We start from the raw sequence: 24,465 nt of genomic DNA on the forward strand, positions 1-24,465 counted from the left end.
CCGGTCAGGCCGGTTCCGACACCTGCTCTTCCGCCGCAAGCTTTTCAGTGCCGTAGGCCTTCAGGAAGACGTTCACGCCTGAGCGGACGACATGCTCGATCTCAGCCGGGCTCGGCGCCTTGGTGCGGTAGGAGAAGATGCACTGGCGGAAAAGGCCGGCGAGGCACAGCTCGGTGAACTGATAGGCGGCGAGGTCGACATCGTCGATCTTCAGGAGACCGCGTTCCACGGCTTCATTGAGGAAGATCATCACCTTGTCGTGGCCGCGCTTCGGGCCGCGCTCGTAGAAGCGGGCGCCAAGCTCGGGAATTCGGTCGGAGGCGCCGACCACCGTGCGCTGCGCCTGGATGACCTTGGCCGAGGTAATCTTGGCGGAGAGCACCATGCCGAACTTCACCAGCGTCTTGCGCAGGTCGTCGAAATGGTCGAGCACCTCATACATGTTCTTGAAGATGGTGCCGCGCTCTTCCTCGATGAGGGCCTCGAACAGCTCTTCCTTGTTGGCGAAATAGACGTAGATCGTACCCTTCGAGACCCCGGCCTCGCGGGTGATGTCGTTCATGGACGCGGCCTCGAAGCCCTTGTCGATGAAGACACGGCGCGCGCCTTCGATGATCTGGGCGCGCTTGACCGGATCCTGGCCGGCCGCCGGACGGCCTTTGCGCAGGTCGAGCAGATCGCCGTCTGCTGTCGTTTCGACCATTGAAGTCATACCTCACGAAATATTTCGAACCAAGCGGTTCGATTTGCTCTTGATATGGTCTTCTTTCCGTACTATGTCAATGACCAATTCGAACCGAACGGTTCAGTCTGACTGACTTACCCAGAGAGATTATCATGTCCTCGAACGCGCCCGCTACCGCCGAAGTCCGCACGTTTCCCAACGCCAAGGTCCAGCCGTCGACCGAAGTCCCGGAAGTGCCCGTGCAGCCCACTCCCGTCGCGCCTGCCGAAGCGCCCGCCAAGAAGAAGCGTTCGGTCCGCTCGTTCCTGCTGCCGATCATCGGGCTCGCCCTCCTCGGCGCCGGCTCCTGGTACGGCTATAACTACTGGGCCAACGGCCGGTTCATGATCTCCACCGACGACGCCTATGTCCAGGCCAACATGTCGTTCGTGTCGCCGAAAATCTCGGGTTATGTGGATAAGGTGCTGGTAAGCGAGAACCAGAGGGTCAGGGCCGGCGATCCGCTGTTCGTCATCGACGACGGCGACTACAGGATAGCCGTTGCCCAGGCCGAGGCGCAGATCGCGACCTTGGCGAAGACGCTCGACCGCATCGACGCGCAGACCAAGGCGGCGCAAGCCTCGCTGGCGCAGGCCGAAGCGCAGAAGATCGCCGACCAGGCCGCCGCCGACAATGCGGCGCGCGCTCAGGACCGCGCGGCGCAATTGCTCAAGACCCATGTCGGCACCCAGGCGCAGCTCGACGACGCCCAGACCGCGCTCGACCAGGCCAAGGCGGCACTTGCCGGCGCCGACGCGCAGATCACCGCGGCCCAGGCCAATATCGGCGTGCTCGAAGCCCAGCGCGCGGAATCGGCAAGCACGCTCGCCTCGCTGCAGCTCACCCGCGACAAGGCCCAGCGCGACCTGTCCTTCACCGTGCTCAAGGCGCCCTATGACGGCGTCGTGGGCAACCGCTCGGTCGAGCAGGGCGACCTCGTCAGCCCCGGCCAGAAGCTCGCCGTCGTCGTGCCGATGGACAAGCTCTACATCGTCGGCAACTTCAAGGAGACGCAGCTTGGCCGGCTGGTGCCCGGCGAGAAGGTCCGCATCACGGTCGACGCCATCGACGGCCAGACCTTCGAGGGCACGGTCTCGTCGCTGGCGCCGGCCTCGGGCGCGGTGTTCTCGCTGCTGCCGCCGGAAAACGCCACCGGCAACTTCACCAAGGTCGTGCAGCGCGTGCCTGTGCGCATCGACGTGCCGGCCGACGTGCTGAAGACCGGCAAGCTGCGCGCCGGCCTGAGCGTCATCGTCGCCGCCGACAGCCGCACCGCGCCGGCCTCGACAACCAACTAAGCACTTTGGGGGGCGGCCCGGTGGCCGATCGAGCGCCGGACCGCGCCGCCTGCCAGCTATTTGTTTCGACGCAATTCCGGACGGAAAACCGCTTTGCCGGAATTGCTCTAGGGAGGCCATGACATGGCAACCGCAACCATCACCGCAGGATCGGCGCCGGCACGGCCGGCCGCCGCCGCGCCCGCCGACCATATGCCGGCGCGCCGCGTCATCGCCTTCCTGGCGATGGTGTTCGGCATGTTCATGGCGATCCTCGACATCCAGATCGTCTCGGCCTCGCTGGCCGAGATCCAGGCGGGCCTCAGCGCCAGCTCGGACGAGATTCCGTGGGTGCAGACCGCCTATCTGATCGCCGAAGTGGTGATGATCCCGCTGTCGGGCTTCCTCAGCCGCATGCTGTCGACGCGCGTGCTGTTCACCATCGCCGCCGCCGGCTTCACCGCCGCCAGTGCGCTCGCCGCGACGGCGACCAACATCGACCAGATGATCATCTACCGCGCCATCCAGGGCTTTATCGGCGGCGGCATGATCCCGAGCGTGTTTGCGGCCGCCTTCACCATCTTCCCGCCGTCGCGCCGCGCTGTCGTCTCGCCGATGATCGGCCTGGTGGCGACGCTGGCGCCGACCATCGGCCCGACGGTCGGCGGCTATATCAGCCATGCCATGTCCTGGCACTGGCTGTTCCTGATCAATGTCGTGCCCGGCATTTTGGTGGCGACGGCTGCCTGGTCTCTGATCGACTTCGACAAGCCCAACCTCAAGCTGTTCTCCAAGTTCGACTGGTGGGGCCTGATCGGCATGGCCGCCTTCCTCGGCTGCATGGAATATGTGCTGGAGGAAGGCCCGAACCATGACTGGCTGCAGGAACAGGCCGTCTTCATCTGCGCCGTCATCATGACCATCGGCGGCATCATCTTCTTCTGGCGCGTCTTCACCGCCGAGGAGCCGATCGTCGATCTCAGGGCCTTTACCAATGTCAACTTCGCCTTCGGCTCGCTGTTCTCGTTCGTCGTTGGCATCGGGCTCTACGGGCTCACCTATCTCTATCCGGTGTTCCTCGGCCGTATCCGCGGTTACGATTCGATGATGATCGGCGAGGCATTGTTCGTCAGCGGCATGGCGATGTTCTTCACCGCGCCCGTTGCCGGCATCCTGTCGAACAAGATCGATCTCAGGCTGATGATGATGATCGGCTTCTTCGGCTTCGCCACCGGCACCTGGTGGATGACGCATCTGACCGCCGACTGGGATTTTTATGAGCTCTTGATCCCGCAGATCCTGCGCGGCTGTTCGATGATGCTGTGCATGGTGCCGATCAACAACATCGCGCTCGGCACGCTGCCGCCGGAGCGGCTGAAGAACGCGTCGGGCCTGTTCAACCTGACCCGCAATCTCGGCGGCGCCGTAGGCCTGGCCATCATCAACACGGTGCTGATCGACCGCAACGCCTTCCACTATGCAAGGCTCTCCGAGCATGTCGAGTGGGGCAGCCAGGCGGCTCAGACCAAGCTGCAGAACATGACGCTGAACTTCGAGCAGTCCGCCGGTCTCGATGCAGGCACCGCCGCGATCTCGAAACTGTCGGGCATGGTGCATCAGCAGGCGGCGCTGCTCTCATTCATGGACGTGTTCTTCATGCTGACGGCGCTGTTCGCGACGCTCGGACTGTTCGTGCTGTTCATCAACAAGCCGGCCGGCCAGGGCGGCGGTGGCGGCGGAGGCCATTGAGGAGCCGGAACCCCCGCCTGGCATCCTCAACGTGTGACCCCGGAAATCGGCGACGGTTTCCGGGTCATGTTTTTCAAGAACCATCCATTCGCCTGACATGTGCCGAAGTCGGCGGTGAGAGCCATCCCTCGCGGTTTCGGCTAGAGTTCAGGCATGAACATCCTGATTCTCGGCGCGACCGGCTTCATCGGTTCAGCCGTTACAGCGAAGCTTGCCGCGGAAGGCCACCAGGTCACAGGGTTTGGGCGCGAGCCGGCACGCGCGGCATTGAAGATGCCGCGCGCCCGCTGGCTGAAAGCCGACCTGGCCGGCATGACGCGGAGCCAAGACTGGCAAGGCGCGCTGGATGGCCAGCAGGTCGTCATCAATTGCGCCGGCGCGCTGCAGGACGGGCTTTCGGACGACTTAGCCGCGACCCAGGAACGGGCGATGCTCGCCCTCTATGAGGCGGCGCGCGAGCGGGAACTGCTGATCGTGCAGATATCGGCGGAAACGGAGGGCGCCGGCCGCGACCTGCCTTTTCTCGACACCAAGAGGCGCGCCGATGCCGCGCTCGCGGCAAGCGGCGTGCGCCATGTCATCCTGCGCCCGGCGCTGGTGCTCGGCCGCAATGCGCATGGCGGCTCCGCCTTGCTGAGGGCGCTCGCGGCCTTTCCGTTTGTGGTCCCCTTGGCCTATGCCGACAGCCCGGTCATGACGGTTGCTCTTGACGATGTCGCAAGCGCCGTCAGCGCCGCTGTCCAGGGTACGCTGCCGTCCGGCTCCGAAATCGCCCTCGGCAGCGATGATCGATTGATGCTGAAGGACCTTGTCCTGCTGCATCGCAATTGGCTCGGCCTGCCCCCGGCTCCAGTGTTTGCCGTGCCGCCTCCGGTGGCGAGGCCGGTGACATGGCTGGCCGATCTCGCCGGGCGGCTCGGCTGGCGCTCGCCGCTGCGCTCGACGGCGCTGGCGGTGATGTCGGGCGGCGTCAGGGTTCGGCGGCAGCCAGGCACCGACCAACGTCTTTTGTCGGCGGCAGAGACACTCGCCGCCGCTCCATCGGGCGTGCAGGATTTATGGTTTGCCCGCCTCTATCTTCTGAAGGCGCCCATCATCGTCACGCTCGCGCTGTTCTGGGTGGTCTCCGGCCTCGCGCCATTCCTGGGATTCGAGGCGGCGCGCGGTCATTTCGCAACCTTCCTGCCCGATCGGCCGGCGAGCATCATGCTGGCGGTGACGTGTCTTGCCGACATCGCGTTGGGACTTGCGGTGCTTTTCCGGCCTTGGGCACGGCGCGCTCTGCTCGGCATGCTCCTGCTGACGCTGATATACCTGCTTGCCGCGACCTTCGCGGAACCCGCGCTCTGGCTCGACCCGCTCGGCCCCCTGGTCAAGGTGGTGCCGTCGATGCTGCTGACGCTGGCCGCCCTTGCCATTCTGGACGAACGCTGATGCTGCTCGAGGACGTCCTTCGCCTTGTCCATGTGCTCGGCGCGACGGTGCTGTTCGGCACCGGGATCGGTATCGCCTTCTTCATGGTGATGGCCGTCAAGACCCGCGATCCCCGCATCATCGCCCATGTCGCCGGCATCGTGGTGATTGCCGACACCGTCTTCACGGCCACTGCGGTCGTGCTGCAGCCGCTGACGGGCTACGGCCTGGCGCGTGTCATCGGCTGGCCGCTCGACAATGGCTGGATCCTGCTTTCGCTGACGCTTTATGTGGTCATCGGCCTGTTCTGGCTCCCGGTGGTCTGGATCCAGATCCGCCTGCGCGATATGGCGCGGCATGCGGCTGCCGAAGCGACCGCCCTGCCGGCGGGCTTCGACCGGCTCTACCGCATCTGGTTCGCCTTCGGCTTTCCGGCGTTTTTCGCCGTGGTCGCCATCTTCTGGCTGATGTTGACCAAGCCCAGCATCGCTCCGTTCGGCCTCGACTGAAGCGAGCTCCGGAAGCCGCCAGTCAAGCCGCGGCCGGCTTGAAGCTCAGCGCCACGCCGTTGATGCAGTGGCGCAGGCCGGTGGGCGGCGGGCCGTCATCGAAGACATGGCCGAGATGGCCGCCGCAGCGGCGGCAATGGACCTCGGTGCGCGTCATGCCGAGCGAACGGTCCTCGGTCTTGCCGATGGCGTTGGGAATCTCCTGCCAGAAGCTCGGCCAGCCGGTGCCGGAATCGAACTTGGTCTCCGACGGATAGACCGGCAGGTCGCAGCCGGCGCAGGCGAAGATGCCCTTGCGGTGCTCGTTGAGCAGCGGGCTGGTGCCCGGATATTCGGTTCCCTGCTTGCGCAGCACGTCGAAGGCGGCATCGGAAAGGATGGCGTGCCATTCGGCGTCGGTCTTGGTGACCTCGAATGTCTCGGAGGCCAGGGCAGGCTTGGCGCCGCCCAGGCGCAACGCCGCTCCGGTTCCGATGATGAGGGCAGTGGCGGCGGCACCGCTCCAGAGAAAGTCGCGACGGTTCATGGCCATTCCTCCTGGCGTGATCTTACAAACTGGGACGCCGCCGGAAAGTCAAAAGCCGGTGACGGTCCGCGCGCCACCCCGCGTCGACCCAAGCCCTGGCGATGCGGAGCGGCGCTTGACGGCAACACGGATCGTGGGAGGGAGAACCGTGCGGCCAGTGGGACACACCTCACTTCGCCGGCCGCACGCGCTTTGTTACATCTTCGGCAGAAGAACCTTGTCGATGACGTGGATGACGCCGTTCGACTGGCGCACGTCGGCGATGGTGACATGAGCGACATTGCCGTTCTCGTCGGTCACCGTGACCTTGCCCTTTGCGGACTTCAGCGTCAGCGCGCAGCCGCCGACGGTCTTCACCTCATGCGCGCCGCCATCGGCCTTGGCCATCTTGGCGACATCGGCGGCCATCGCCTTGGCGGCGATGACGTGGCAGGTGAGGATCTTGGTCAACTTGTCCTTGTTCTCGGGCTTGAGCAGGGTCTCGACCGTCCCGGCCGGAAGCGCTGCGAAAGCTTCGTTGGTCGGGGCGAAGACGGTGAACGGACCGGCGCCCTGGAGGGTGTCGACCAGGCCGGCGGCCTTGACGGCGGCGACCAGCGTGGTGTGATCCTTCGAATTGACGGCATTCTCGATGATGTTCTTCTTGGCATACATCGGCGCGCCGCCGACCATCGGATTGGCGGCATAAGCAACGGCGCCGAGCGCGGAAAGGCCGATCGTGGAGGCGAGCAAAAGGGTGGCGAGTTTACGCATTTTATCAGTCTCCTCGGGTTGTTTTTCCCGTTTGTGGGAACGCGAAGAGATACGGGCGAGGAAAAACTTAGTTTCGCGAACCTGGAAGATTTTTGTTTGCCGAGCAGATTTCAGGCACGCCGCGCCTGACCGCACGAAAGTCCATCCTCCAGCGCACCGCCGGCAGATAGACTTCCGCTAATCTTTCAAAACGATCAGATGCCTTTCAGATCGCCCGCGGCGACGACGGGACCGGTGGGCTGGCCGGTCGGCGAACCGCCGGTCGGCTCGAGGCTGACGGCAAGCACGGCGCCTTGCGCCAGTTTCTGCTGGACGGCCGGCGAAACAGTCATGCGCGCGGTCTGGCCGGCCGGGATGACGCCCATCGAGACCGGCGCATTCTTGCCTTCGATCATCCACAGCTCGAAGTCCTTGCCAGCGTCGTGCTCGCCGGAGACCAGCGAGAGGCCGACCTCGTGGCGGGCCGCGTCGTAAACGGCGAGGTATTTGACGTTGCTGTTGTCGGCGGCCAGAGAGGCGACCAGCCTGGTCTCGGGCGGTGGCAATGGCGGATTGACGAGAGGCAGGGCGACAAAGACGGCCAAAGCGGCAAGCGCCGCGGCGGCAAGCCCGCGCCAGAAGGCGAGGCTTCCCAGCAAGCCGGCACCGGGTGCGGCGGAGGTGGCAGCCGAAGAGGCAAACAGCCGGCGGTCGATCGCCGCCTTGACCGATGCCGGCGGCTCGACCGCCGCATAGGCGGCCGCCATCGGCGAGAAGTTGACCTCCCAGGCATCGACCAGGCGGGCGAACGCCGTCTCGGTGTCGATGCGGCGCGAGGCGATCTGGCGTTCGTCGGCCGACAGAACGCCGAGAACGTATTCGGCGGCGAGCAGGTCGTCGCCTCCGCGTTCCGGTCCGTTGTCTTCCGCCAGCGTCATCTTTCCAGACATTCTCTCAGTTTGAGCAGGCTTCGCCGCAGCCAAGTCCGCATCGTGTTCAGCGGAACTCTGTGGCGCTCCGCCAGCTCGGCATAGCTCTCGCCGTTGAGATAGGCGCCCCGGACGGCCGCCGCCCGGTCTTTCTCCAGTTCGTCGAGGCAATGGTGGATGCGTTCGCTCTCGCCGCCCGCAACAGCCATGGCCTCAGGTCCCGGCGCCGGATCGGCGACATCGAGGGCTGCGTCGATGTTGGCGGAAGGACTGCGCCGCGCCCTGATGCGGTCGATCGCATGATTGCGCGCAATGGCCACCAGCCAGGAAATCGGGCTCAGATCGGAAACCGCGAAACGATCCGCTTTCGTCCAGATCTTGACGAAGACCTCCTGCAGCGCTTCTTCCGCCTCGCCCCTGTCCCTCAATACACGAAGACAGACGCCGAAAAGTTTCCCGCTGGTCTGCTTGTACAGCAGATCGAACGCAGCCCGGTCCTTCATCGAAGTCCGGACGATCAGCTTGCTGATGTCCTGAGGCCCCATGCAGGCAAATTAGAAGATTGCGATTTATTTGCAACGGGGGCGCCGAAGACTTTGCCCACTGAAGGTTGTCGTGTCGTTGGCTTGTCGAATCCCGATTCCGATTTGCAAGCTCATGCGATAGCTTCTGCCAAAACAGGGGTGCGGCGATGTCAATTGAACGCGTGCTTTGGGAACAGGATGTGACCGGACTCGCCGAGCTCGTCCACAAAGGGGAAATCTCGCCGCCGGAGCTGGTCGACGCGGCGATCGCGCGCGCCGAAGCAACAAGGCCCGACATCAACGCCATAGCCACGCCGCTCTACGACGCCGCCAGGGCGCGGGCGAAAGCGACCGACCGCAAGCTGCCGCTTGCCGGCGTGCCTTTCGCGCTGAAGGATCTGGGCATCGGCATCAAGGGCGTGCCGATCCATGGCGGCAGCCGCATCCCGGCCTTCACGGCGGATTTCAACTCGGTGATGGTCGAGCGGTATCTGGCTGCGGGTTTGATCCCGATCGCCACCAGCACCTCGCCCGAGCACGGGCTTCGCCTGATGACGGAATCGGCACGCTTCGGCATCACCCGCAATCCTTGGAACACGGGCCACACCACCGGCGGCTCGTCGGGCGGATCGGCGGCGCTGGTCGCGGCGGGCGTGGTTCCGGCCGCGCACGCCTCCGATGGCGGCGGCTCGATCCGCGTGCCTTCGGCTTGCAGCGGACTGGTCGGATTGAAGACCTCGCGCGGCCGGGTGCCTCTGACGCCGCTCACCAGCGAAACCTGGTACGGCATGGTCGTCGACCATGCCATCAGCCGCTCGGTGCGCGACACCGCACTCCTGCTCGACCTGACGCATGGTGCCGACCCGCTGTCGCCCTATGCGGCGCGGGAACCGAAAGGCTCCTTTGCCGCCGCCGCGGCGCGCGATCCGGGCAAGCTTAGCCTCGCCATCTACCGCAAGTCGCCGCTCGGCCTGCCGATCTCGGCCGAGACGCTTGAAGCGCTGGATACGGCGGTGGCGCTGGCGCGCGAAGGCGGGCACACGGTGGACGAGATCGACCTGCCCTATGTCGGCCGCGACTTCATGGCCGATTTCTGCAAGAGCGTCGCCTCGGCGGTTGCAGGCATGATGCGGGCCGAGGCGCTGCGCGTCGGCCGCCCCGTCAGCGGCGAGGTCGAGCGCGCGACGCGCGTGCTCGGCCGGCTCGGCGAAATGCTGTCCGCCGGCGAAGTCTATGACGCGGTGCAGCGGTTGAACGCCACGGCGCGACGGATGATCGAGGAGACCGCGCGCTTCGATGCCGTGCTGATGCCGATCATCGCCCACCCTCCGCTCGCCTGCGGCTCGATGGATCCGAAGGGTGCCGACGAGCTGATCGAGAACCTTCTCGACAAGCTGCACCTGACCGGACTGCTCAGGATCAAGTCGGTGTTTGGCCAGCTGATGGACAAAAGCCTGTGGTTCACCCACTGGCCGGCAATCCACAATGTCAGCGGCCAGCCCTCGATCGCGATGCCGGTGCATGTCACGGCGGACGGCCTGCCGCTCGGCATCCAGGCCGCGGGGCGGCCAGGCGACGAGGAGACGCTTTTGTCCTTCGCCGCGCAGATGGAGAAGATTTCCGGATGGCTGAAGCGCCGGGCGCCGCTCAAGGTGCCCGGCTGATTTCGCAATTGTTACAGCAAAGCCGTTTGCGGCCTGCGGCATTTCCCGCTAAGAGGCCGCCCATCCTTGCCACTCAGGGGAAACGCACCGATGACGGACATCGCCGCCACCGCCGAAATGCAGGCCGCGCTGCTTTCCAGGGCGCTGCCCTACATGCAGCGCTACGAGAACAAGACCGTGGTGGTGAAGTATGGCGGCCATGCCATGGGCGACAACGAGCTCGGCAAGGCCTTTGCCCGCGACATCGCGCTCCTGAAGCAGTCCGGCGTCAATCCGATCGTCGTGCATGGCGGCGGGCCGCAGATCGGCGCGATGCTCAACAAGATGGGCATCGAATCCAAGTTCGAGGGCGGCCTGCGCGTCACCGACCAGAAGACGGTCGAGATCGTCGAGATGGTGCTGGCCGGCTCGATCAACAAGGAGATCGTGGCGCTGATCAACGCAGAGGGCGAATGGGCGATCGGCCTATGCGGCAAGGACGGCAACATGGTGTTCGCCGAAAAGGCGCGCAAGACCATGATCGATCCGGATTCCAACATCGAGCGGGTGCTGGACCTCGGCTTCGTCGGCGAGCCGGTCGAGGTCGACCGCACGCTGCTCGATCTGCTCGCCCGCTCGGAAATGATCCCGGTGCTGGCGCCGGTGGCGCCCGGCCGCGACGGTCATACCTATAACATCAACGCCGACACGTTCGCCGGCGCCATTGCCGGCGCCTGCCGCGCCTCGCGCCTCTTGTTCCTCACCGACGTGCCTGGCGTGCTCGACAAGAACAAGAAGCTGATCGACGAGCTGACCGTCGCCGAAGCCAAGGCGCTGATCAAGGACGGCACCGTTTCGGGCGGCATGATACCGAAGGTCGAGACCTGCATCGAGGCGATCGAGCGCGGCGTCGAGGGTGTCGTCATCCTCAACGGCAAGACGCCGCATTCGGTGCTGCTCGAGCTGTTCACCGAGCACGGCGCCGGCACGCTGATCGTGCCGTAACAGGAGCAATTCCAGGAAAAGTGTGACACGGTTAGGCTCGGCGACTTCGCCGTAGCCCTTCCGTCCGGAATTGCGTCAGAACAAAGAGATAGCGCAAGTTCACCGTTTCCGTGAAACGGTGAACCGCCATAGTCAGCCGGCTAATCTTCTCCCTTCTGGGACAATCTGATCTCCGATGACGGGCGTGGCCGGCTTCCGCGCCGGGCGCTGAAAAATCATCGATTCCTCCTCGGCGTCCTGCGGCGCGCCCCAGAACTCGGCGAGCGTCGGCCCGTCATTGACGCGGCGGTCGCGGACGAGAAAACCCCAGACCTCGCGGAACCAGACGCGGCGGCCCATCTTGGTGTACCAGCGCATCGAATGCCGCTGCTCGGGATCGGGGTGGAACAGGATGCGCGCCAGCGCCTTCGGGCGGGATTGCACGGCGACTTCGATGAGCTTGACGGCGAAGAACAGCATCCAGGGCTTCAGCCTGGTCATATGCAGGACCTGGTGCTTGTAGTCCCAGAGGCGAACGTCCTTCTGGATCACCTTGCGGTCCTTGGCGATGCGGAAGAACGGCGTCCAGCGGTGCGGCGTGACATAGAGCGCCTGGATCTGGTCGGGATCATAGGCGATGAGCTGGCGGAAGCCGCGCCAGAGATCGCGGAGGCCCTCGTCCTCGAAGCCGGCGACCCAGGTCGCCATCGACAGGATGCCGTGCCGGCGCAGCAGCCGGATCGCTTCGCGATCGGACTTGGTGCTGCCGCCCTTGCGGATCAGCGACAGCGTTTCCTCGTCGGTGTTCTCCATGCCGAGCAGCCAGCGGATGACACCCGCCTTGCGGTAGAGATGCAGGATATCGGCGTCGCGCACGATGTCGTCGGCGCGGGTCGAGCCGACGATCAGCACCGGCACGTCTTCGGCGATCATGGCGTCGAGAAAGGCGCGCCAGGCTTTCTTTGACGAGGTCGGGTTCTCGTCCGCCAGGTTGACCAGCTCGACGCCGTGCTCGCGGTGCAGCCAGGCGATCTCCTTGGCGAATTTGACGGGATCGCGATGCCGCCAGCGGGTCCAGAAGCCGCGCTGGCCGCAATAGTTGCACAAATGCGGGCAGCCGCGCGAGAACTGCATGACCACGGCCCGCTTGCCGCCCCAATAGCTGTAGCGGCCATGGTCGATCAGCTCCCAGCCGACGCGACAGGCGTCGAGATCGGCGATCGTCGCTGCCGGTTGCGTCGCGACGGGGCGGCCGAGATCGTCGCGATAGGCGATGCCGGCGACGCTTGCCACCGGCCGGCGCTTTTCCAGGGCCTCGACCAGCGCCACCGCGGTCGCCTCGCCCTCGCCGCGCACGATGAAGTCGAAGGCATCGGTTGCGGCCAGCACGTCGCGCCAGTGATAGGTCGGGAAGACGCCGCCATAGACGATGATGATCCTCGGCGCGCGGGCCTTGATCGTCGCGGCAATCCGCAACGCGGTCGGATGCGCCGAGGTCGAACCGGAGTGGCCGATGAGGATCAAATCCGGACCGCCGCTCAGGGCGTCATCGACAGCCGTGGCAAGCTGCATCGGCCCGAACTCGGCGTCGACCAGGCGCACGCTGTGGCCGGCATCGAGCAGCGGACCGCCGATCGCCAACAGGCCCAAAGGCGGCAGGTGATCATCCGGGACGCGGCTGCCGATGGCCGTGTGCGGCGGATTGACCAGCGCGATCTTCATGGCGGACCTCTGTTTTTGTCGGTCCGCAGGTCGTATTTGCCGAAGTCGAAGCGGCCTTGGCGCGAATCAGCAGTTTCGCTGCAGCTTTCCCACAGATTTGGCGGCGCGCCGTGACGACACTCATGCCGGGAACCTGCCTCAGCCAGTGCAAAACAGAGGCGCGGAGGTCGTCCGCGCCCCTGCGTCGACAGCGCCACAGCCCGCGCCGACTCAAACCTTCGGGAATTAGCTTTTTAGCTATCGCTAATGCAGCCTGTCCTAAACTTTTATTAAAACTCTATGCATCTATAATTGTCGGTGGGGGACCACAAGGAAATGGCCATATGGCGCTCAATCCCGAACTGAAAATCGATGAGGCGAGCCTCATCACGTCGACGTTGATCAAGAAGCATAAGGCGGCGTCCGCGGAAACGATCGACGCAGCAGAGCTCAAGGCGCGGGCGGCCCAGCTCGCCCTCGTGCTGGACCTCGCCCACCAGGCTTTCGCGCGCCAGGAGCCCGCGGGGCAAATCGTCGAGCGCCTGGCGGGTCGATTGCATGAATTGCGCCGCGATGTCGCTCCGGCCCTCTGGCAGGAGCTGATCCCGCTTGCTCAGCAGCACCGCGTGGCGGCATACCTGAAACAGGATCCGTTCACGCGCTGGTCCTTCGAGAAGCCGCGCGGCTATTCGGGCGACGCGACGCTGCTGGACATCTACTACAAGCATCCGAGCGCCGACGAGATCGTCGCATCATCGAGCGAGCTCGGCCGCGAGATCTTTGCCTATACAAGCGAGGCGGCAAGCTCGGCGGCGGGGCGCGAACGCCGCGAGATACTGGCCAAAACGGTCGACGAAACGACCGCGCGGGTAGAAAATGCCGAGGTGCTGGCAATCGCTTGCGGCCATTTGCGGGAAGCCGAACTCTCGAAGGCGCTCGCCGAGAAAAGGCTGAAGCGCTGGATCGGTCTCGACCAGGATCCGGTGAGCGTCGGCACGGTCAACCGCGACCTCGCCGGCACCGTCGTGGAAGCCGTGGACGGGTCCGTGCGCGGGCTTTTGCGGCGCGCCTATCCGCTTGGCACATTCGACCTCGTCTATGCGTCCGGCCTGTACGACTACCTGCCGCTTCCTGTCGGCGCCCGCCTGCTTCAGCGAGCCATGGAACTGGTCAAGCCGGACGGCGAATTCCTCTTCGCCAATTTCAGCGACGAGATCACGACCGACGGCTACATGGAGACCTTCATGGACTGGCCGCTCATCCTGCGTTCGGCGAGCGACATGTGGGACATCATCAATGCCGCGGTGGACAAGAACCGCGTCGAGGCCGAGGTCTACTACGGATCGAACAGGAACATCGTCTACGCCAGGATCCGCAAGTTCGGGGATCTCGGGTCATAGGCGACGGCGGAGCCGCTTCACAATCCATTTTGATTTTCAAGTCGGGCCGTGCAGCGGCCCGACTTTTTTGATGCAGCGCGTGGCGCCCTCCACATCCTGTTTCGCCGGGATCACGCCGCTCCGCATTCCTGCTGAACCGCGTTAGATCAGGCGACGAGTTCCCGCCTGGACTGCTTGATCTCTTCGATCGGAACGGGGCGCCCGGTGAGGAAACCCTGAACCGACTGAATGCCCATGTGCTGCAGCAAATTTTGCTGCTCCTTCGTCTCGACGCCCTCGACAAGCACCGTGTGGCCCAGATTGCGCAAAAGCCTGACCATGTCCTGCAACAGGCTCAGGCCGCGGATCGTCTGGCAGTCGTGCAGGAAGCTCCGGTCGATCTTGACGACGTCGAATTTGAAACGACGGAGCCAGGCGAGGCCAGCGAACCCGGTTCCAAAGTCATCCAGCCAGATCTGAACGCCAAGGTTTCGAAGCTGCTCGATATTTCTGGCGGCCTGCGCTTCCAGGAAGATATCGCTGCCTTCGGTGACTTCGAGCGCCAGTTTCTGCGGCGCCATGCCATGCCGGCCAAGGATCTCGGTGATGTGGAGCGGGAAATTCGCAGCCTTGAGCTGGACGACCGACACGTTGGCGGACACGACCGATCCCAATCCGTGCTCGACCATGTCGCCGCAGGCCCGATCGATCAGCCACATCCCGAGTTCCTCGATCCCGCCGGTCTGCTCGGCGACGGGTATGAACACGGACGGGCTGATCATGCTGCCGTCGAAGTCGCGCAGCCGCATCAGCGACTCATGGCCAAGCACCTGGCCGGATGTCGCATCGCAGATCGGCTGATAGACAACCGAGACAAGTCCGTCCGAAACGGCATGCTTGAGCAGCTCCGAGAGATTCTGGCTGGCGCGCTTCTGGTCGATGGCCTGCGCGTCATAGATGGTGAAGATCGCGCGGCCCGAGAATTTCGAGGCATAGAGCGCGCGATCGGCCTCCTGCAGCAGGATCCGAAGCTCGATGCTCTGATCGGCGCGCGTCAACGAGGCGCCGGCGCTGATGGTGACGATATTGAGTTTGTCGTCCCGATCGGGGTGAGAGATTTTCAGATCCTCGACGGCGCGGCAGAATTGGTGGGTCACCTCGCGCAGGTGATCCCGTCCGGCGACCTTGCAGAGCACGACGAATTCCTCGCCGCCATAACGCCCCGCGATGGCGTGGTTGGCTGCCGCCGTCTCGTCGAAGGCCCGGGCAAGCTCGATCAGGCAGTCGTCGCCGGCCTGATGGCCGAGCCGGTCGTTGAACCGCTTGAAGTAGTCCACATCCATGAGAATGACGCCTATTTCGTCATTGTCCCTGGCCCATTCCGTGCACAGCTCCGAGAATTCCCGCGTGATCGCCCTGCGGTTCTTAAGCCCGGTAAGCGGATCCGTGTCCGCAATCTCGATGAGCTTTTGACCGTTCTCGATGGCGACCTGCTCCTGTATCTGCGCCTGAAGCGCATGCAGGAAGGTGTGGTATCGCTCCATGCTGAGACGCCATGAAAGATAGAGCGACAAAACAAGGCAATTCGCGAAATAGGTCGAAAGCACCAGGCGGGTGGCAAAGCCGGCGTGAAGAAAGAACAGCGTGGCGCCCACGAAGGCGACCGTTACCGTCGCCGACGACAGAGCCGAAAGCCATAACCGGAAATTGAAGAAAAGGTTGGCGCCGAGAATGAACACCGTGCCAAAGATGATGAAGTGGGACAGCGCCTCCTGATGCGTCGTGCCTAGCGCCGAGAGCAGCCACCCGATGGCGCCCGTCACGATCGCCAGGGCAGCAACGTAGTGCAGAGTGGTGACGGCACGACTGCGCCGGGCAACGAGTTCGACAAGCACCAGGAAGGTCAACCCCAACGTCAGGCGCGTCAGGATCAGACGGTCGGCAACGTCCGGGAAAAGAAAGAAGTCGAAGGCGCCGTAGGAGATGTAGCTCAACACGGCCGCCGCTATACCCCAGCGTACGACCTTGCGATTCTGATCCGCGTTTTTCTGCAGCAGCATCGCGTAAAGCGTCGGATCGGCCGATTTCCACGACGGGCGTGAAATCGCTTCGGTGACCCTTTGAGCCACATCCTCCGTCAACTGCATGCAACGCTCCTTTGCGATCACCCTCCGCATGAACGGTTCGAGCAAGCGAAGTCCGTCAAGTCCTCACGAAGGACGAAGGCAAGCCTGATCCATTATAAGACACTAATGTTGCTAACCGGCGGTAAACGGATCGTGCCACCACATCGGCCTGGCAACGCGGTAAGGATTCCATGCAACTATCTGGAGTTACCGGATAATGCATGGTCGCACTTCCTCCAGATCGCGAGAGAAAAGACGCGTAACATCGATGCTACCGCAGATTCCGGAGCGCGTCTTTTCTTAAGATTCGCACAACCTTAATTTTCGTTTATATCGGGGAAATCGTTCAGAACTAAAATTTGCCCCGAAGTTGTCGGTGCCGCTTTCCGTAGACGGTCCGTTTCGGGCACAGTCCATCACCGCAGATGGCTGAGCGGCACGTGGCCTGGCCCCTTGATGTTCTGCAGCACGAGCTGGGTATGGACGTCGCGCACGCCGGGCAGCCGCATCAACCGGTGCATGACGAAGGCGTTGAGATCGTCCACAGACGGCACCATCACATGCAACAGGAAATCGTGGTCGCCGGTCATCGTCCAGCAGGACGAGACCTCGTCCATGCGCTGCACGGCGGCGATGAAGCTTTCCGGCGAGCCGTCGCTGTGGCTCACTAGGCGGACCTGGATGAACACCTCGACCGTCAGGCCGAGCGCGCGCCGGCTGAGCACGGCGGCAAAGCCCTTGATGATGCCGGCGCCTTGCAGCGCCTCGAAGCGCCGCGCGCAGGGCGTGGTCGACAGGCCGATCTCCTGCGCGAGCTCTGACACGGCCTTGCGCCCGTCGCGCTGCAGGACGTCGAGCATTCTGATTTCGAACTCGTCCAACTGAGGCATTTTCACTCCTAAGCATGGAAATTCGAGCGGAGTTTACCTCGAAATCCATTGCATGGCTACAAACAAGGCTGATTTGCCTCACGAGCCGCGGCTACGATGATGCCACGATCCGGGAGTCACGATTTTGAGGAGGAAAAAATGACGATCAGCGTTGCCGACTATGCCCGCGAATGCGCGGCGCAAGGCCTTCGCGGCGACTATTCGGTGTGCCGCGCCGACTTCACGGTGGCTCAAGGATATAACTATTCGGCCGACGAGCAGGCGGTGTGGCGCACGCTCTGCGACCGTCAGACGAAACTTACCCAGAGGCTGGCGCACCGTTCCTATCTCGACGGCGTCGCAGCACTTGGCCTGCTCGACAAAATTCCGGATTTCGACGCGGTCAGCGAGAAGCTGCGCAAGGCGACCGGCTGGGAGATCGTGGCGGTGCCCGGGCTGATCCCCGCGGGGCCGTTCTTCGACCATCTCGCCAACCGCCGTTTCCCGGTCACCAACTGGCTGCGGACAAGGCAGGAGCTCGACTATATCGTCGAGCCGGACATGTTCCACGACTTCTTCGGCCATGTGCCGATCCTGACGCAGCCGGTGTTCGCCGATTTCATGCAGATGTATGGCGAGAAGGCCGAGGACATGATCGCGCTCGGCGGCGACGAGATGATCACCCGGCTCTACTGGTACAGCGCCGAATATGGCCTCATCCAGGAAGCCGGCCAGCCGCTGAAGGCTTTCGGCGCCGGGCTGATGTCGTCTTTCACCGAGCTGCAGTTCGCGGTCGAAAGCAAGGACGCCCATCATGTGCCGTTCGACCTCGAAACGGTGATGCGCACCGGTTACGAGATCGACAAGTTCCAGCGCGCCTATTTCGTGCTGCCGTCCTTCGACGCATTGCGCGATGCCTTCGCCGGCGGCGACCTTGCCGGCATCGTCGCGCGATTCAAGGGCCAGCCTGCGCTCGACCCGGCCACTGTCTAGACAAAGAGCGGCGCCGTTTCAGCGCCGCGCTTCGAGGTCCGGCTTTCGCCCAGCCGGCTGTCAGGGCGGTTCCGTCGCCGACAAGGCGGCTGAACCGCTCTGGGTTATTCGGAAGCCGCCGCGTGTTCTCTTGTCGCTCAAGTATCAACCAGCCGAAGCCGGCTCCGCCTTGAGCCTCGCCAGTTGCTTGCTCTGCAGGTCGAGCGCGGCGTTGATGAAGCGCAGCACGGTCGCAAGCTCGGCATCGCTGAAGTCCGCCACTACCTTCTCGCCCTCGCGCGCTATGGCGCCATAATAACGTTCGGACAGCTCTCGGGTCAGCTCGGTCGCCTCGATCACCACCTTGCGCCTGTCCTCCAGGCTGCGGGTCCGGGTGACGAGCCCACGCGCCTCCAGACGGTCGATCAATGCCGTGACGGCCGCCGGCGTCAGTCCCGTTGCCGTGGCTACGGCACCCGCCGATTGCGGTCCGGCGTAAAGCAGGCCCAGACAATGCCGCTCGGCCGCGATCAGCCCGAGCCGCGCCCCCACCGCCTCGTCATAAGCCTGCGTCGCGTCCTGCCAGCGCATAACGGCGAGGCTGATAGCCGCTCCCAATTCAGCACGATTCCTACTTGACGAATTTATTTCGATCATCTAACTATCAATCTGCCTAACATTCAGATCATCGTAATCAATATGCGACGCCGCCCTGTGCAAGGCAAGGGCAAAGTCGCCGGCAAGGAATGAACAATGAGCATGATTCAACAGCGCACCCCGCTCTCGAACGAGGAGGAGTACAGATACGCCAAGCTGGCGATGGAGTGGTATGGCTGGGGCTCGCCCATCGGCCTCGGCATTCTGCTGGTAGCGCTTGCCGCCGCGGCCGTTCTGGCACGCGTCGCCGTCTACGGGCTGTAGATCCCATTCCCAAAAGGCGCGCCAGGGCGGCGCCGGTTGCCATTCGGGCGCCGGCGCCGCCTGCTTTTCGGGAGCTCAGACCTTGATCACCTTGCTGAGGTGATCCCCCAGCCGGCAGGCGAGCGCGGTGATGGTGGTTGTCGGGTTGCACTGCCCGGAGGTGCAGAACACCGAGGAGCCGCCGACATAGAGATTGTCCATGCCGTGCACCTTGCAGTTGGCATCGACGACGCTCTTCAGGACATCGGTGCCCATGCGGGTGCCGCCCATATGATGGTGGCCCGCCGTCTCCTGGTTCGTCGGGTAATCGCCGCCATTGCTGATCCAGTCGTCGATGCGGACGCGGCCGAGATTCTTCCGCGCCAAGGTCGTGCCGAAGAGCCTCAGGCCTTCGAGCAGCGTGCGGTGCTCGAGCGGCGACTTCTTCCAGTGCAATTCGATGCGCGGCACGCCGGCGTGGTCGACATCGGTCTTCGACAGCTCGATCTGGTTCGAAGCGAGCGGCGCTTGTTCCCAGGCGACGTAGAGCTGGGCGGCGCAGCGCAGCCTCTGGTCAAGCTGGGAGGACATCCACTCCGCCATGTCGGGAGCCGTGCAGGCGAGATCGGCGATAAGCCGCTTGACGTGGGGATAAGGCGACTCGATCAGGCGGATGCCGAAATTCAGGATCCGCAGCCGCTCCATCGCGGCTGGCGTCGGCGAGAAGAAGGCTTCGTTCGAGGCGTCGACCTCGAACTCGTCATAGTTGGCGAGGATGGCGTTGCCGCCCTGGAAGGTCGGATGCTCCATCCAGTAGCGGCCAAGCGCGGCGGCGTTCGGCACGACGCCGTCATTCGAGCGCCGGTTCGACCATAGAAGCAGCCTGGAATTCTCCAGCCCGCCGGTGCAGGTGATGAAGTAATCCGCAGTGAAGGTCCCGGCATCCTGGCCGTTCGACCACAATCTGGCGCCGGCGACGCGCCTGCCGTCGCCGGCGAGCTCCGTTGCGTAGGTGTTGAGCACGACGGCGATGTTCCTGCTCCGGTCGAGCTCGTCGGCGAATTTCTCGGCGAAGCGCACGGCCGGGCTCTTGATCAGCTGCACCCAGCGGATGTCGTCCGAAATCGGCACATCAGGCCGGAAATCGGGCAGCTCGAGAATGTCGCGGACTTCCCGCAGATAGGGCTCGATGTCGGCGCGGCTGATCGGCCAGCCGGTGTCCGGCGCCCAGGCCTTCGGTTCGAAATCCTGTTTGTCGAGCACACGGCACCAGCCGGCCCAATGGTTGGAGGAGCCGCCCATGAAGCGCAGCCGGGTGATGTCGAGATCGAAATAGTAATCGCCGGCCGTGGTGCCGCGATAGAAATCCTGCGACTCGTCGCTGAATTCGCGCGAGCCGGCCTCGAGAACGACCGCCGGAATGCCGGCGGCGCCCAGTTTCCTGGCGATCGTGGTGCCAGCGGGGCCGGAGCCGAGAATGCAGACCTTGGGCTTGAAGCTTGCCTGCTCGTAAGCCTCGTAGCTGTCGAAGATCATGCGAGATCGCTCCGCCTCAGGATCCAGCCGTTGATCTCCACGATCTCGTCAGGGTCGATGCCGTCCGGGTTGGGGACGGCGGGCCGGTTGCGGAACAGCGACAGCGCGGGCAGCGCGATCAGCGCCTGCAGGATTTTGCGGCGCGATATCTTTTTTATGAAATAGCTCATGACACGTCTCTCGATGGGAGCTCGATACGCATGCCGTTCCCGGACGGCACACATGCCGCGGCGGAAGCTAATTCCGTGCCAAGTCTAGATGAAAACGCCGTTACAACCGCGCAATCGCCGCGGTTGAATTTGGAAAGGGTTAGGAATTTGCTAAGCGCGTCGGGATCCTTCAGATCGCTCCGTGCGCTTTGGATTTTGATCTCACGCATGTCTTTGTCCCGAAACCGGTTCCCACTCGGGAGACATGCGTTAACGCCCGCCCAAGGCCTCAGGCGGCTTCCGAAATGTCGCGATCGAGAATGGATAGGTTGCGGCCGCGATGCTTGGCCTCGTAGAGCCTGCGGTCGGCGGCGCGCATCAGCTCCGACACGGTGGCGCTCTCGCCACAGGTGATGCCGCCGATCGAGACGGTCAACGGCACGGTCCGCTCGTCGACGGGACGGAAGCGGATCAGCTCGACCTCGCGGCGGATGCGCTCGGCCACGCGCCTTGCCTCCGGCTCGGTGGCGCCGACCAGGAAGGCGGCGAACTCCTCGCCGCCGATACGGCCGAGCACATCGCCGCTGCGCACGCCGCGCTCGATGGCGCCGGCGATCAGAAGCAACGCATCGTCGCCGGTCAGGTGACCGTAATTGTCATTGATGGTCTTGAAGTGATCGGCATCGATGATCAGCAGGGCGCCGCGATCGGCCTTGCGCCGGGAGCCGTCGAGCGCGGCAAAGAAGGTCTCGCGGTTGAGCATGCCGGTCATGTCGTCGCGGCTTGCCTTCTCCGACAGGCGCCTGTGGGCGGCGGCAAGCTGGGCGTGCGCACGGGCAAGCTCGCGATGCGCGTTCTTCAGACGGTCGCTTTGCCAGAAGGTGCCCGCGCTGGCGATCCAGGCGAGCATCAAAGGGCAAATCGTGGCCGTCAGCCAGACGGTGCGGCTGACCGGAAAGCCCATCGCCGGGACCACAACCAGCGTCAACAAAAGCGAGACGGCGACCGAAGCGAATGCGACGACTGCGGACTTCAAAATTATGCGACTCATCGCTGACTCCCGACGGAATGCCTCTGTGCCAGCAAGCGCTGAAGGCGACCTTTCCGGGACGGTTAAAATTTGAAGCGAGGTGCCATTTTCACGACGCAAGACGCGCGGAAGTTGTGGATAAAGTCCGCGCCAGCATGCCATAAGGAAGCCATGACAACGACACCCGACCCCTCGCGATTTGCCCATGTCACGGATTGGGTGTTCGACCTCGACAACACGCTCTATCCGCATCATTCGAATCTGTTCGCGCAGATCGACGTGAAGATGACCGCCTATGTCGGCGAGCTGCTGACGCTCTCGCGCGAGGAGGCGCGCAAGCTGCAGAAAGAACTCTACCTGGAGTACGGCACGACGCTGAACGGGCTGATGACGCGCCACGGCATCGACCCAGACGACTTCCTCGAGAAGGTGCACGACATCGACTATTCCTGGCTGGTGCCCGATCCGGTGCTCGGCGCCGCGATCCGGCAGTTGCCGGGCCGCAAGTTCATCTTCACCAATGGCGACCGCAGGCATGCCGAGCGCACCGCACGCCAGCTCGGCATCCTCGAGCATTTCGACGCCATCTTCGACATCGTCGCGGCGGGTCTAAATCCCAAGCCGGCGCGCCAGACCTATGAAAGGTTCGCCGAGCTGCATTCCGTCACCGGCCACAACGCGGTGATGTTCGAGGACCTGGCACGCAATCTCTCGGTGCCGAAATCGCTCGGCATGACGACGGTGCTGGTTGTGCCACGCAATTTCGAGCCGACTTTCTCCGAGATCTGGGAGCGTGACCCGGCCAATGAGGACGACGTGGATTTCGTCACCGACGACCTCGCCGGCTTCCTGACGGCGATCGTCGAAGTCCCGGCCTGAACCAACTCCAGATTGTCGGCGCGGCTGACGCCACCGCGGCGGATCGCGTCCGGGACCTTTGGGCGACACGCGCCAGGGTCTTTTGAGATTCAGGTCAGGCCGAGCCGAAAATGGTGGCTTCCGAGAACCGGAGCGGAGCGTACTTGAAGTACGTGAGCACCGGCCTACGCCGACCGTAGCCTTAATTTAACTGCCAAGCCACTCATGAGTGCTTTGGCCGGCGAAGGCCGGAAGCGCAGGAGGCCGCAATTTGCAGGCCGGCCTCACCTGAATATCAACAGACCTTTAGTCGAAGCCCGGAATCGTACCCGGCGGCAGCCCCAGCTGGCCGTTCAGGTTTTTCAGGAACCGGCACCATTCGGGGATGTCCCCGCGCTTCCTGTTGCCGTTGCCGTCGGACGAAAACCCGTTGCCGAAGCCGCTGCCGCAATTGGCATTGCCGTTGAAGCTCCCCGCGTTGCCATTGCCGTTGAAGCTGCCGGCATTTCCGTTGCCGTTGAAATTGCCGGTGTTGCCGTTGCCGTTGAAATTGCCCGAATTCCAATTGCCGTTTGAGCCATCGGCGTTATCCGGACCGACGCCAAGACCGGCAATCTCGACATCTCCGTGGTCGATGGGGCCGCGGCCGATGGGAAGATCGGCTATCCGGACCACTGTCGAGGCGTCGGCAACCACGATCGCGGCAAGCAGCGTGCAAACCGCGATGCCGTTACCGTCGAACAGCCTCGCCGGCTTCGCGTCACGACGGACAGAAGCGGATGGTCTGGACCCGGCCATCAGTGGTTTCCCCGGCCGTTGAAATTGCCGTTGAACGCGCCGACATTGCCGGTGCCGTTGAACGAGCCGCCGTTTCCGTTGCCGTTAAAGGCGCCGACATTGGTGTTGCCATCATATTCGCCGGTGTTGCCGTTGCCGTTGAAAGCCCCGATGTTGTGGTTTCCGCTCGTCGAGGAGGTGTTGTCGTTGCCGTTGAAGGCGCCGACATTGCCGGTGCCGCTGTTGAAGGCGCCGACATTGCCGCTGCCGGTGTTCTTGTAGCCGACATTGCCGCCCAGGCTGCCGAGCGGGTCCATGCTCCTGACGTTCGAACCGATATATCGGCCGTATTGGCCGGCGGTCTGAGCAATGCGAGACGTGCTGAAAGCCTGGCTGCCCGTCGTGGTGTCGGCCTTCGCCGCGGTTGCACTCAACAGGCCCAGGCAAAGCACCGGTATGACACACCGTTTCATCTGCGAACTCCTTCCATGGCTTGCTTGAAAGGGGACCCCCTGCTTGGAAAGGGACTCCCTGCTTGGAAAAGGTACTCCTTGGAAAAGGACTGGGACCGCCGGCGACAATGTCGCGATAGCCTTGCGTGGGGGACGGGCGCGTGGCTCGGCGATCCCAGAAGCGTCAGCGTCTTTCGACGCTGGCGACGCTAATGGTTGGCGACGCTAGTGGTTGGCATTGCCGTTTCCGTTGCCGTTGCCGATGCCCGCGTTGGCGTTACCGTTGGCATTGCCGTTGCCGAAGCCCCAGTTGCCGTTGCCGTTCAGGTTGCCGTTACCGAGGCCGAAGTTGCCGTTGCCGTTGGCATTGCCGTTGGCGGCGCCGGCATTGAGGTTGCCGTTGAAGTTGCCGTTGAAGGCGCCCATGTTGGCATTGCCGTTCCCGTTACCGTTGCCGATGCCGAAATTGCCGTTGCCGTTGAAGTTGCCGTTGAAGGCGCCGGTGTTGGCATTGCCGTTCCCATTGCCGTTGCCGACCCCGACATTGCCGTTGCCGTTGCCGTTGCCGCTACCGATCGACAGTGCGGACGCCGAACCTGTCAGAGCCGACAGGACAGCTGCGGCCAGAATGATCTTCCTCATGACGTTCTCCTTGGTTTGCGTTGAACATCCCGGCGAGCACAAGATGACCGGGACCACGCAAAAA

At 63.7% G+C, this 24,465-nt stretch carries 25 protein-coding genes; 10 read left to right on the forward strand and 15 right to left on the reverse strand.

From position 1 onward, the window contains the following. Positions 1-4: 4 nt before the first annotated feature. Complete coding sequence (locus tag RFN30_RS16190) at positions 5-703, reverse strand: TetR/AcrR family transcriptional regulator (RefSeq protein WP_320263084.1); 699 nt, start codon at positions 701-703, stop codon at positions 5-7. Positions 704-837: 134 nt separating this feature from the next. Between RFN30_RS16190 and RFN30_RS16195 the strand changes: the two genes are divergently transcribed. The 4 genes from RFN30_RS16195 (at position 838) to RFN30_RS16210 (ending at position 5,672) form a co-directional block, all read left to right on the forward strand. Then, complete coding sequence (locus RFN30_RS16195) at positions 838-2,022, forward strand: HlyD family secretion protein (protein WP_320263085.1); 1,185 nt, start codon at positions 838-840, stop codon at positions 2,020-2,022. Positions 2,023-2,145: 123 nt separating this feature from the next. Further along, complete coding sequence (locus RFN30_RS16200; RefSeq protein ID WP_320263086.1) at positions 2,146-3,750, forward strand: DHA2 family efflux MFS transporter permease subunit; 1,605 nt, start codon at positions 2,146-2,148, stop codon at positions 3,748-3,750. A 153-nt stretch (positions 3,751-3,903) separates the two neighbouring features. Continuing rightward, on the forward strand, positions 3,904-5,184 hold the full coding sequence (locus tag RFN30_RS16205) for an SDR family oxidoreductase (RefSeq protein ID WP_320263087.1): 1,281 nt from the start codon (positions 3,904-3,906) through the stop codon (positions 5,182-5,184). Then, positions 5,184-5,672, forward strand: coding sequence for a DUF2269 family protein (locus RFN30_RS16210; protein WP_430694689.1), 489 nt, complete (start codon positions 5,184-5,186; stop codon positions 5,670-5,672). The genes RFN30_RS16205 and RFN30_RS16210 overlap by 1 nt, the downstream gene beginning before the upstream one ends. A gap of 22 nt (positions 5,673-5,694) precedes the next feature. Here the strand turns inward: RFN30_RS16210 and msrB are convergent, their stop codons facing one another. The 4 genes from msrB to RFN30_RS16230 all read right to left on the reverse strand — a co-directional run bounded on the left by msrB (position 5,695) and on the right by RFN30_RS16230 (position 8,404). Continuing rightward, the gene (msrB, locus tag RFN30_RS16215) at positions 5,695-6,198 is read right to left on the reverse strand and encodes a peptide-methionine (R)-S-oxide reductase MsrB (RefSeq protein WP_320263088.1); all 504 of its coding nucleotides are present in this window, start codon (positions 6,196-6,198) and stop codon (positions 5,695-5,697) included. 195 nt (positions 6,199-6,393) lie between these two features. Then, positions 6,394-6,951 carry a fasciclin domain-containing protein gene (locus tag RFN30_RS16220; protein ID WP_192252946.1) on the reverse strand — a complete coding sequence of 186 codons (558 nt, stop codon included), beginning with the start codon at positions 6,949-6,951 and terminating at the stop codon, positions 6,394-6,396. Positions 6,952-7,145: 194 nt separating this feature from the next. Beyond that, positions 7,146-7,868, reverse strand: coding sequence for an anti-sigma factor (locus RFN30_RS16225; protein ID WP_320263147.1), 723 nt, complete (start codon positions 7,866-7,868; stop codon positions 7,146-7,148). Beyond that, positions 7,865-8,404 carry a sigma-70 family RNA polymerase sigma factor gene (locus tag RFN30_RS16230; RefSeq protein WP_320263089.1) on the reverse strand — a complete coding sequence of 180 codons (540 nt, stop codon included), beginning with the start codon at positions 8,402-8,404 and terminating at the stop codon, positions 7,865-7,867. The genes RFN30_RS16225 and RFN30_RS16230 overlap by 4 nt, the downstream gene beginning before the upstream one ends. A 146-nt stretch (positions 8,405-8,550) precedes the next feature. Here RFN30_RS16230 and RFN30_RS16235 point away from each other — a divergent pair, with 146 nt between their 5' ends. Then, positions 8,551-10,047 (forward strand): amidase, encoded by a 1,497-nt coding sequence (locus RFN30_RS16235; RefSeq protein WP_320263090.1) that lies wholly within the window; start codon positions 8,551-8,553, stop codon positions 10,045-10,047. A 90-nt stretch (positions 10,048-10,137) separates the two neighbouring features. Continuing rightward, on the forward strand, positions 10,138-11,031 hold the full coding sequence (gene argB / locus RFN30_RS16240) for an acetylglutamate kinase (RefSeq protein WP_040971090.1): 894 nt from the start codon (positions 10,138-10,140) through the stop codon (positions 11,029-11,031). A gap of 132 nt (positions 11,032-11,163) precedes the next feature. Here argB and bchE read toward each other — a convergent pair whose 3' ends face one another. After that, positions 11,164-12,732 carry a magnesium-protoporphyrin IX monomethyl ester anaerobic oxidative cyclase gene (gene bchE, locus RFN30_RS16245; protein WP_320263091.1) on the reverse strand — a complete coding sequence of 523 codons (1,569 nt, stop codon included), beginning with the start codon at positions 12,730-12,732 and terminating at the stop codon, positions 11,164-11,166. A gap of 323 nt (positions 12,733-13,055) precedes the next feature. On the opposite strand from bchE, the gene RFN30_RS16250 reads away from it, so the two are divergent. Further along, on the forward strand, positions 13,056-14,111 hold the full coding sequence (locus RFN30_RS16250; RefSeq protein ID WP_320263092.1) for a class I SAM-dependent methyltransferase: 1,056 nt from the start codon (positions 13,056-13,058) through the stop codon (positions 14,109-14,111). Between the two features lie 146 nt (positions 14,112-14,257). Here RFN30_RS16250 and RFN30_RS16255 read toward each other — a convergent pair whose 3' ends face one another. Together RFN30_RS16255 and RFN30_RS16260 are read right to left on the reverse strand one after the other, a co-directional pair. Next, positions 14,258-16,237 carry a putative bifunctional diguanylate cyclase/phosphodiesterase gene (locus tag RFN30_RS16255; RefSeq protein ID WP_320263093.1) on the reverse strand — a complete coding sequence of 660 codons (1,980 nt, stop codon included), beginning with the start codon at positions 16,235-16,237 and terminating at the stop codon, positions 14,258-14,260. Between the two features lie 395 nt (positions 16,238-16,632). Next, a complete protein-coding gene (locus RFN30_RS16260) occupies positions 16,633-17,106 on the reverse strand; it encodes an Lrp/AsnC family transcriptional regulator (protein ID WP_320263094.1) in 474 nt (157 codons plus the stop codon). A 138-nt stretch (positions 17,107-17,244) separates the two neighbouring features. Between RFN30_RS16260 and phhA the strand changes: the two genes are divergently transcribed. Continuing rightward, positions 17,245-18,078 carry a phenylalanine 4-monooxygenase gene (gene phhA, locus RFN30_RS16265; RefSeq protein WP_320263095.1) on the forward strand — a complete coding sequence of 278 codons (834 nt, stop codon included), beginning with the start codon at positions 17,245-17,247 and terminating at the stop codon, positions 18,076-18,078. A gap of 144 nt (positions 18,079-18,222) precedes the next feature. On the opposite strand, the gene RFN30_RS16270 is transcribed toward phhA, so the two are convergent. After that, the gene (locus tag RFN30_RS16270; RefSeq protein WP_320263096.1) at positions 18,223-18,714 is read right to left on the reverse strand and encodes a MarR family winged helix-turn-helix transcriptional regulator; all 492 of its coding nucleotides are present in this window, start codon (positions 18,712-18,714) and stop codon (positions 18,223-18,225) included. Positions 18,715-18,810: 96 nt separating this feature from the next. Between RFN30_RS16270 and RFN30_RS16275 the strand changes: the two genes are divergently transcribed. Next, positions 18,811-18,978, forward strand: coding sequence for a hypothetical protein (locus tag RFN30_RS16275; protein WP_320263097.1), 168 nt, complete (start codon positions 18,811-18,813; stop codon positions 18,976-18,978). A 75-nt stretch (positions 18,979-19,053) separates the two neighbouring features. Here the strand turns inward: RFN30_RS16275 and RFN30_RS16280 are convergent, their stop codons facing one another. The 3 genes from RFN30_RS16280 to RFN30_RS16290 all read right to left on the reverse strand — a co-directional run bounded on the left by RFN30_RS16280 (position 19,054) and on the right by RFN30_RS16290 (position 21,693). Continuing rightward, positions 19,054-20,493, reverse strand: a complete 1,440-nt coding sequence (locus RFN30_RS16280) for a GMC oxidoreductase (RefSeq protein WP_320263098.1) — start codon at positions 20,491-20,493, stop codon at positions 19,054-19,056. Next, positions 20,490-20,663 carry a hypothetical protein gene (locus RFN30_RS16285; protein ID WP_320263099.1) on the reverse strand — a complete coding sequence of 58 codons (174 nt, stop codon included), beginning with the start codon at positions 20,661-20,663 and terminating at the stop codon, positions 20,490-20,492. The genes RFN30_RS16280 and RFN30_RS16285 overlap by 4 nt, the downstream gene beginning before the upstream one ends. Positions 20,664-20,931: 268 nt before the next feature. Next, on the reverse strand, positions 20,932-21,693 hold the full coding sequence (locus tag RFN30_RS16290) for a GGDEF domain-containing protein (RefSeq protein WP_320263100.1): 762 nt from the start codon (positions 21,691-21,693) through the stop codon (positions 20,932-20,934). A 150-nt stretch (positions 21,694-21,843) separates the two neighbouring features. On the opposite strand from RFN30_RS16290, the gene RFN30_RS16295 reads away from it, so the two are divergent. Continuing rightward, positions 21,844-22,551 carry a pyrimidine 5'-nucleotidase gene (locus RFN30_RS16295; protein ID WP_320263101.1) on the forward strand — a complete coding sequence of 236 codons (708 nt, stop codon included), beginning with the start codon at positions 21,844-21,846 and terminating at the stop codon, positions 22,549-22,551. Positions 22,552-22,836: 285 nt separating this feature from the next. On the opposite strand, the gene RFN30_RS16300 is transcribed toward RFN30_RS16295, so the two are convergent. The 3 genes from RFN30_RS16300 to RFN30_RS16310 all read right to left on the reverse strand — a co-directional run bounded on the left by RFN30_RS16300 (position 22,837) and on the right by RFN30_RS16310 (position 24,401). After that, a complete protein-coding gene (locus tag RFN30_RS16300; RefSeq protein ID WP_320263102.1) occupies positions 22,837-23,226 on the reverse strand; it encodes a hypothetical protein in 390 nt (129 codons plus the stop codon). A gap of 101 nt (positions 23,227-23,327) precedes the next feature. Next, positions 23,328-23,780 carry a hypothetical protein gene (locus RFN30_RS16305; RefSeq protein ID WP_320263103.1) on the reverse strand — a complete coding sequence of 151 codons (453 nt, stop codon included), beginning with the start codon at positions 23,778-23,780 and terminating at the stop codon, positions 23,328-23,330. A gap of 204 nt (positions 23,781-23,984) precedes the next feature. Next, complete coding sequence (locus tag RFN30_RS16310) at positions 23,985-24,401, reverse strand: hypothetical protein (RefSeq protein ID WP_320263104.1); 417 nt, start codon at positions 24,399-24,401, stop codon at positions 23,985-23,987. Positions 24,402-24,465 lie beyond the last annotated feature (64 nt).

It is taken from the genome of Mesorhizobium dulcispinae (genome assembly GCF_033977345.1).
GTDB lineage: Bacteria > Pseudomonadota > Alphaproteobacteria > Rhizobiales > Rhizobiaceae > Mesorhizobium > Mesorhizobium dulcispinae.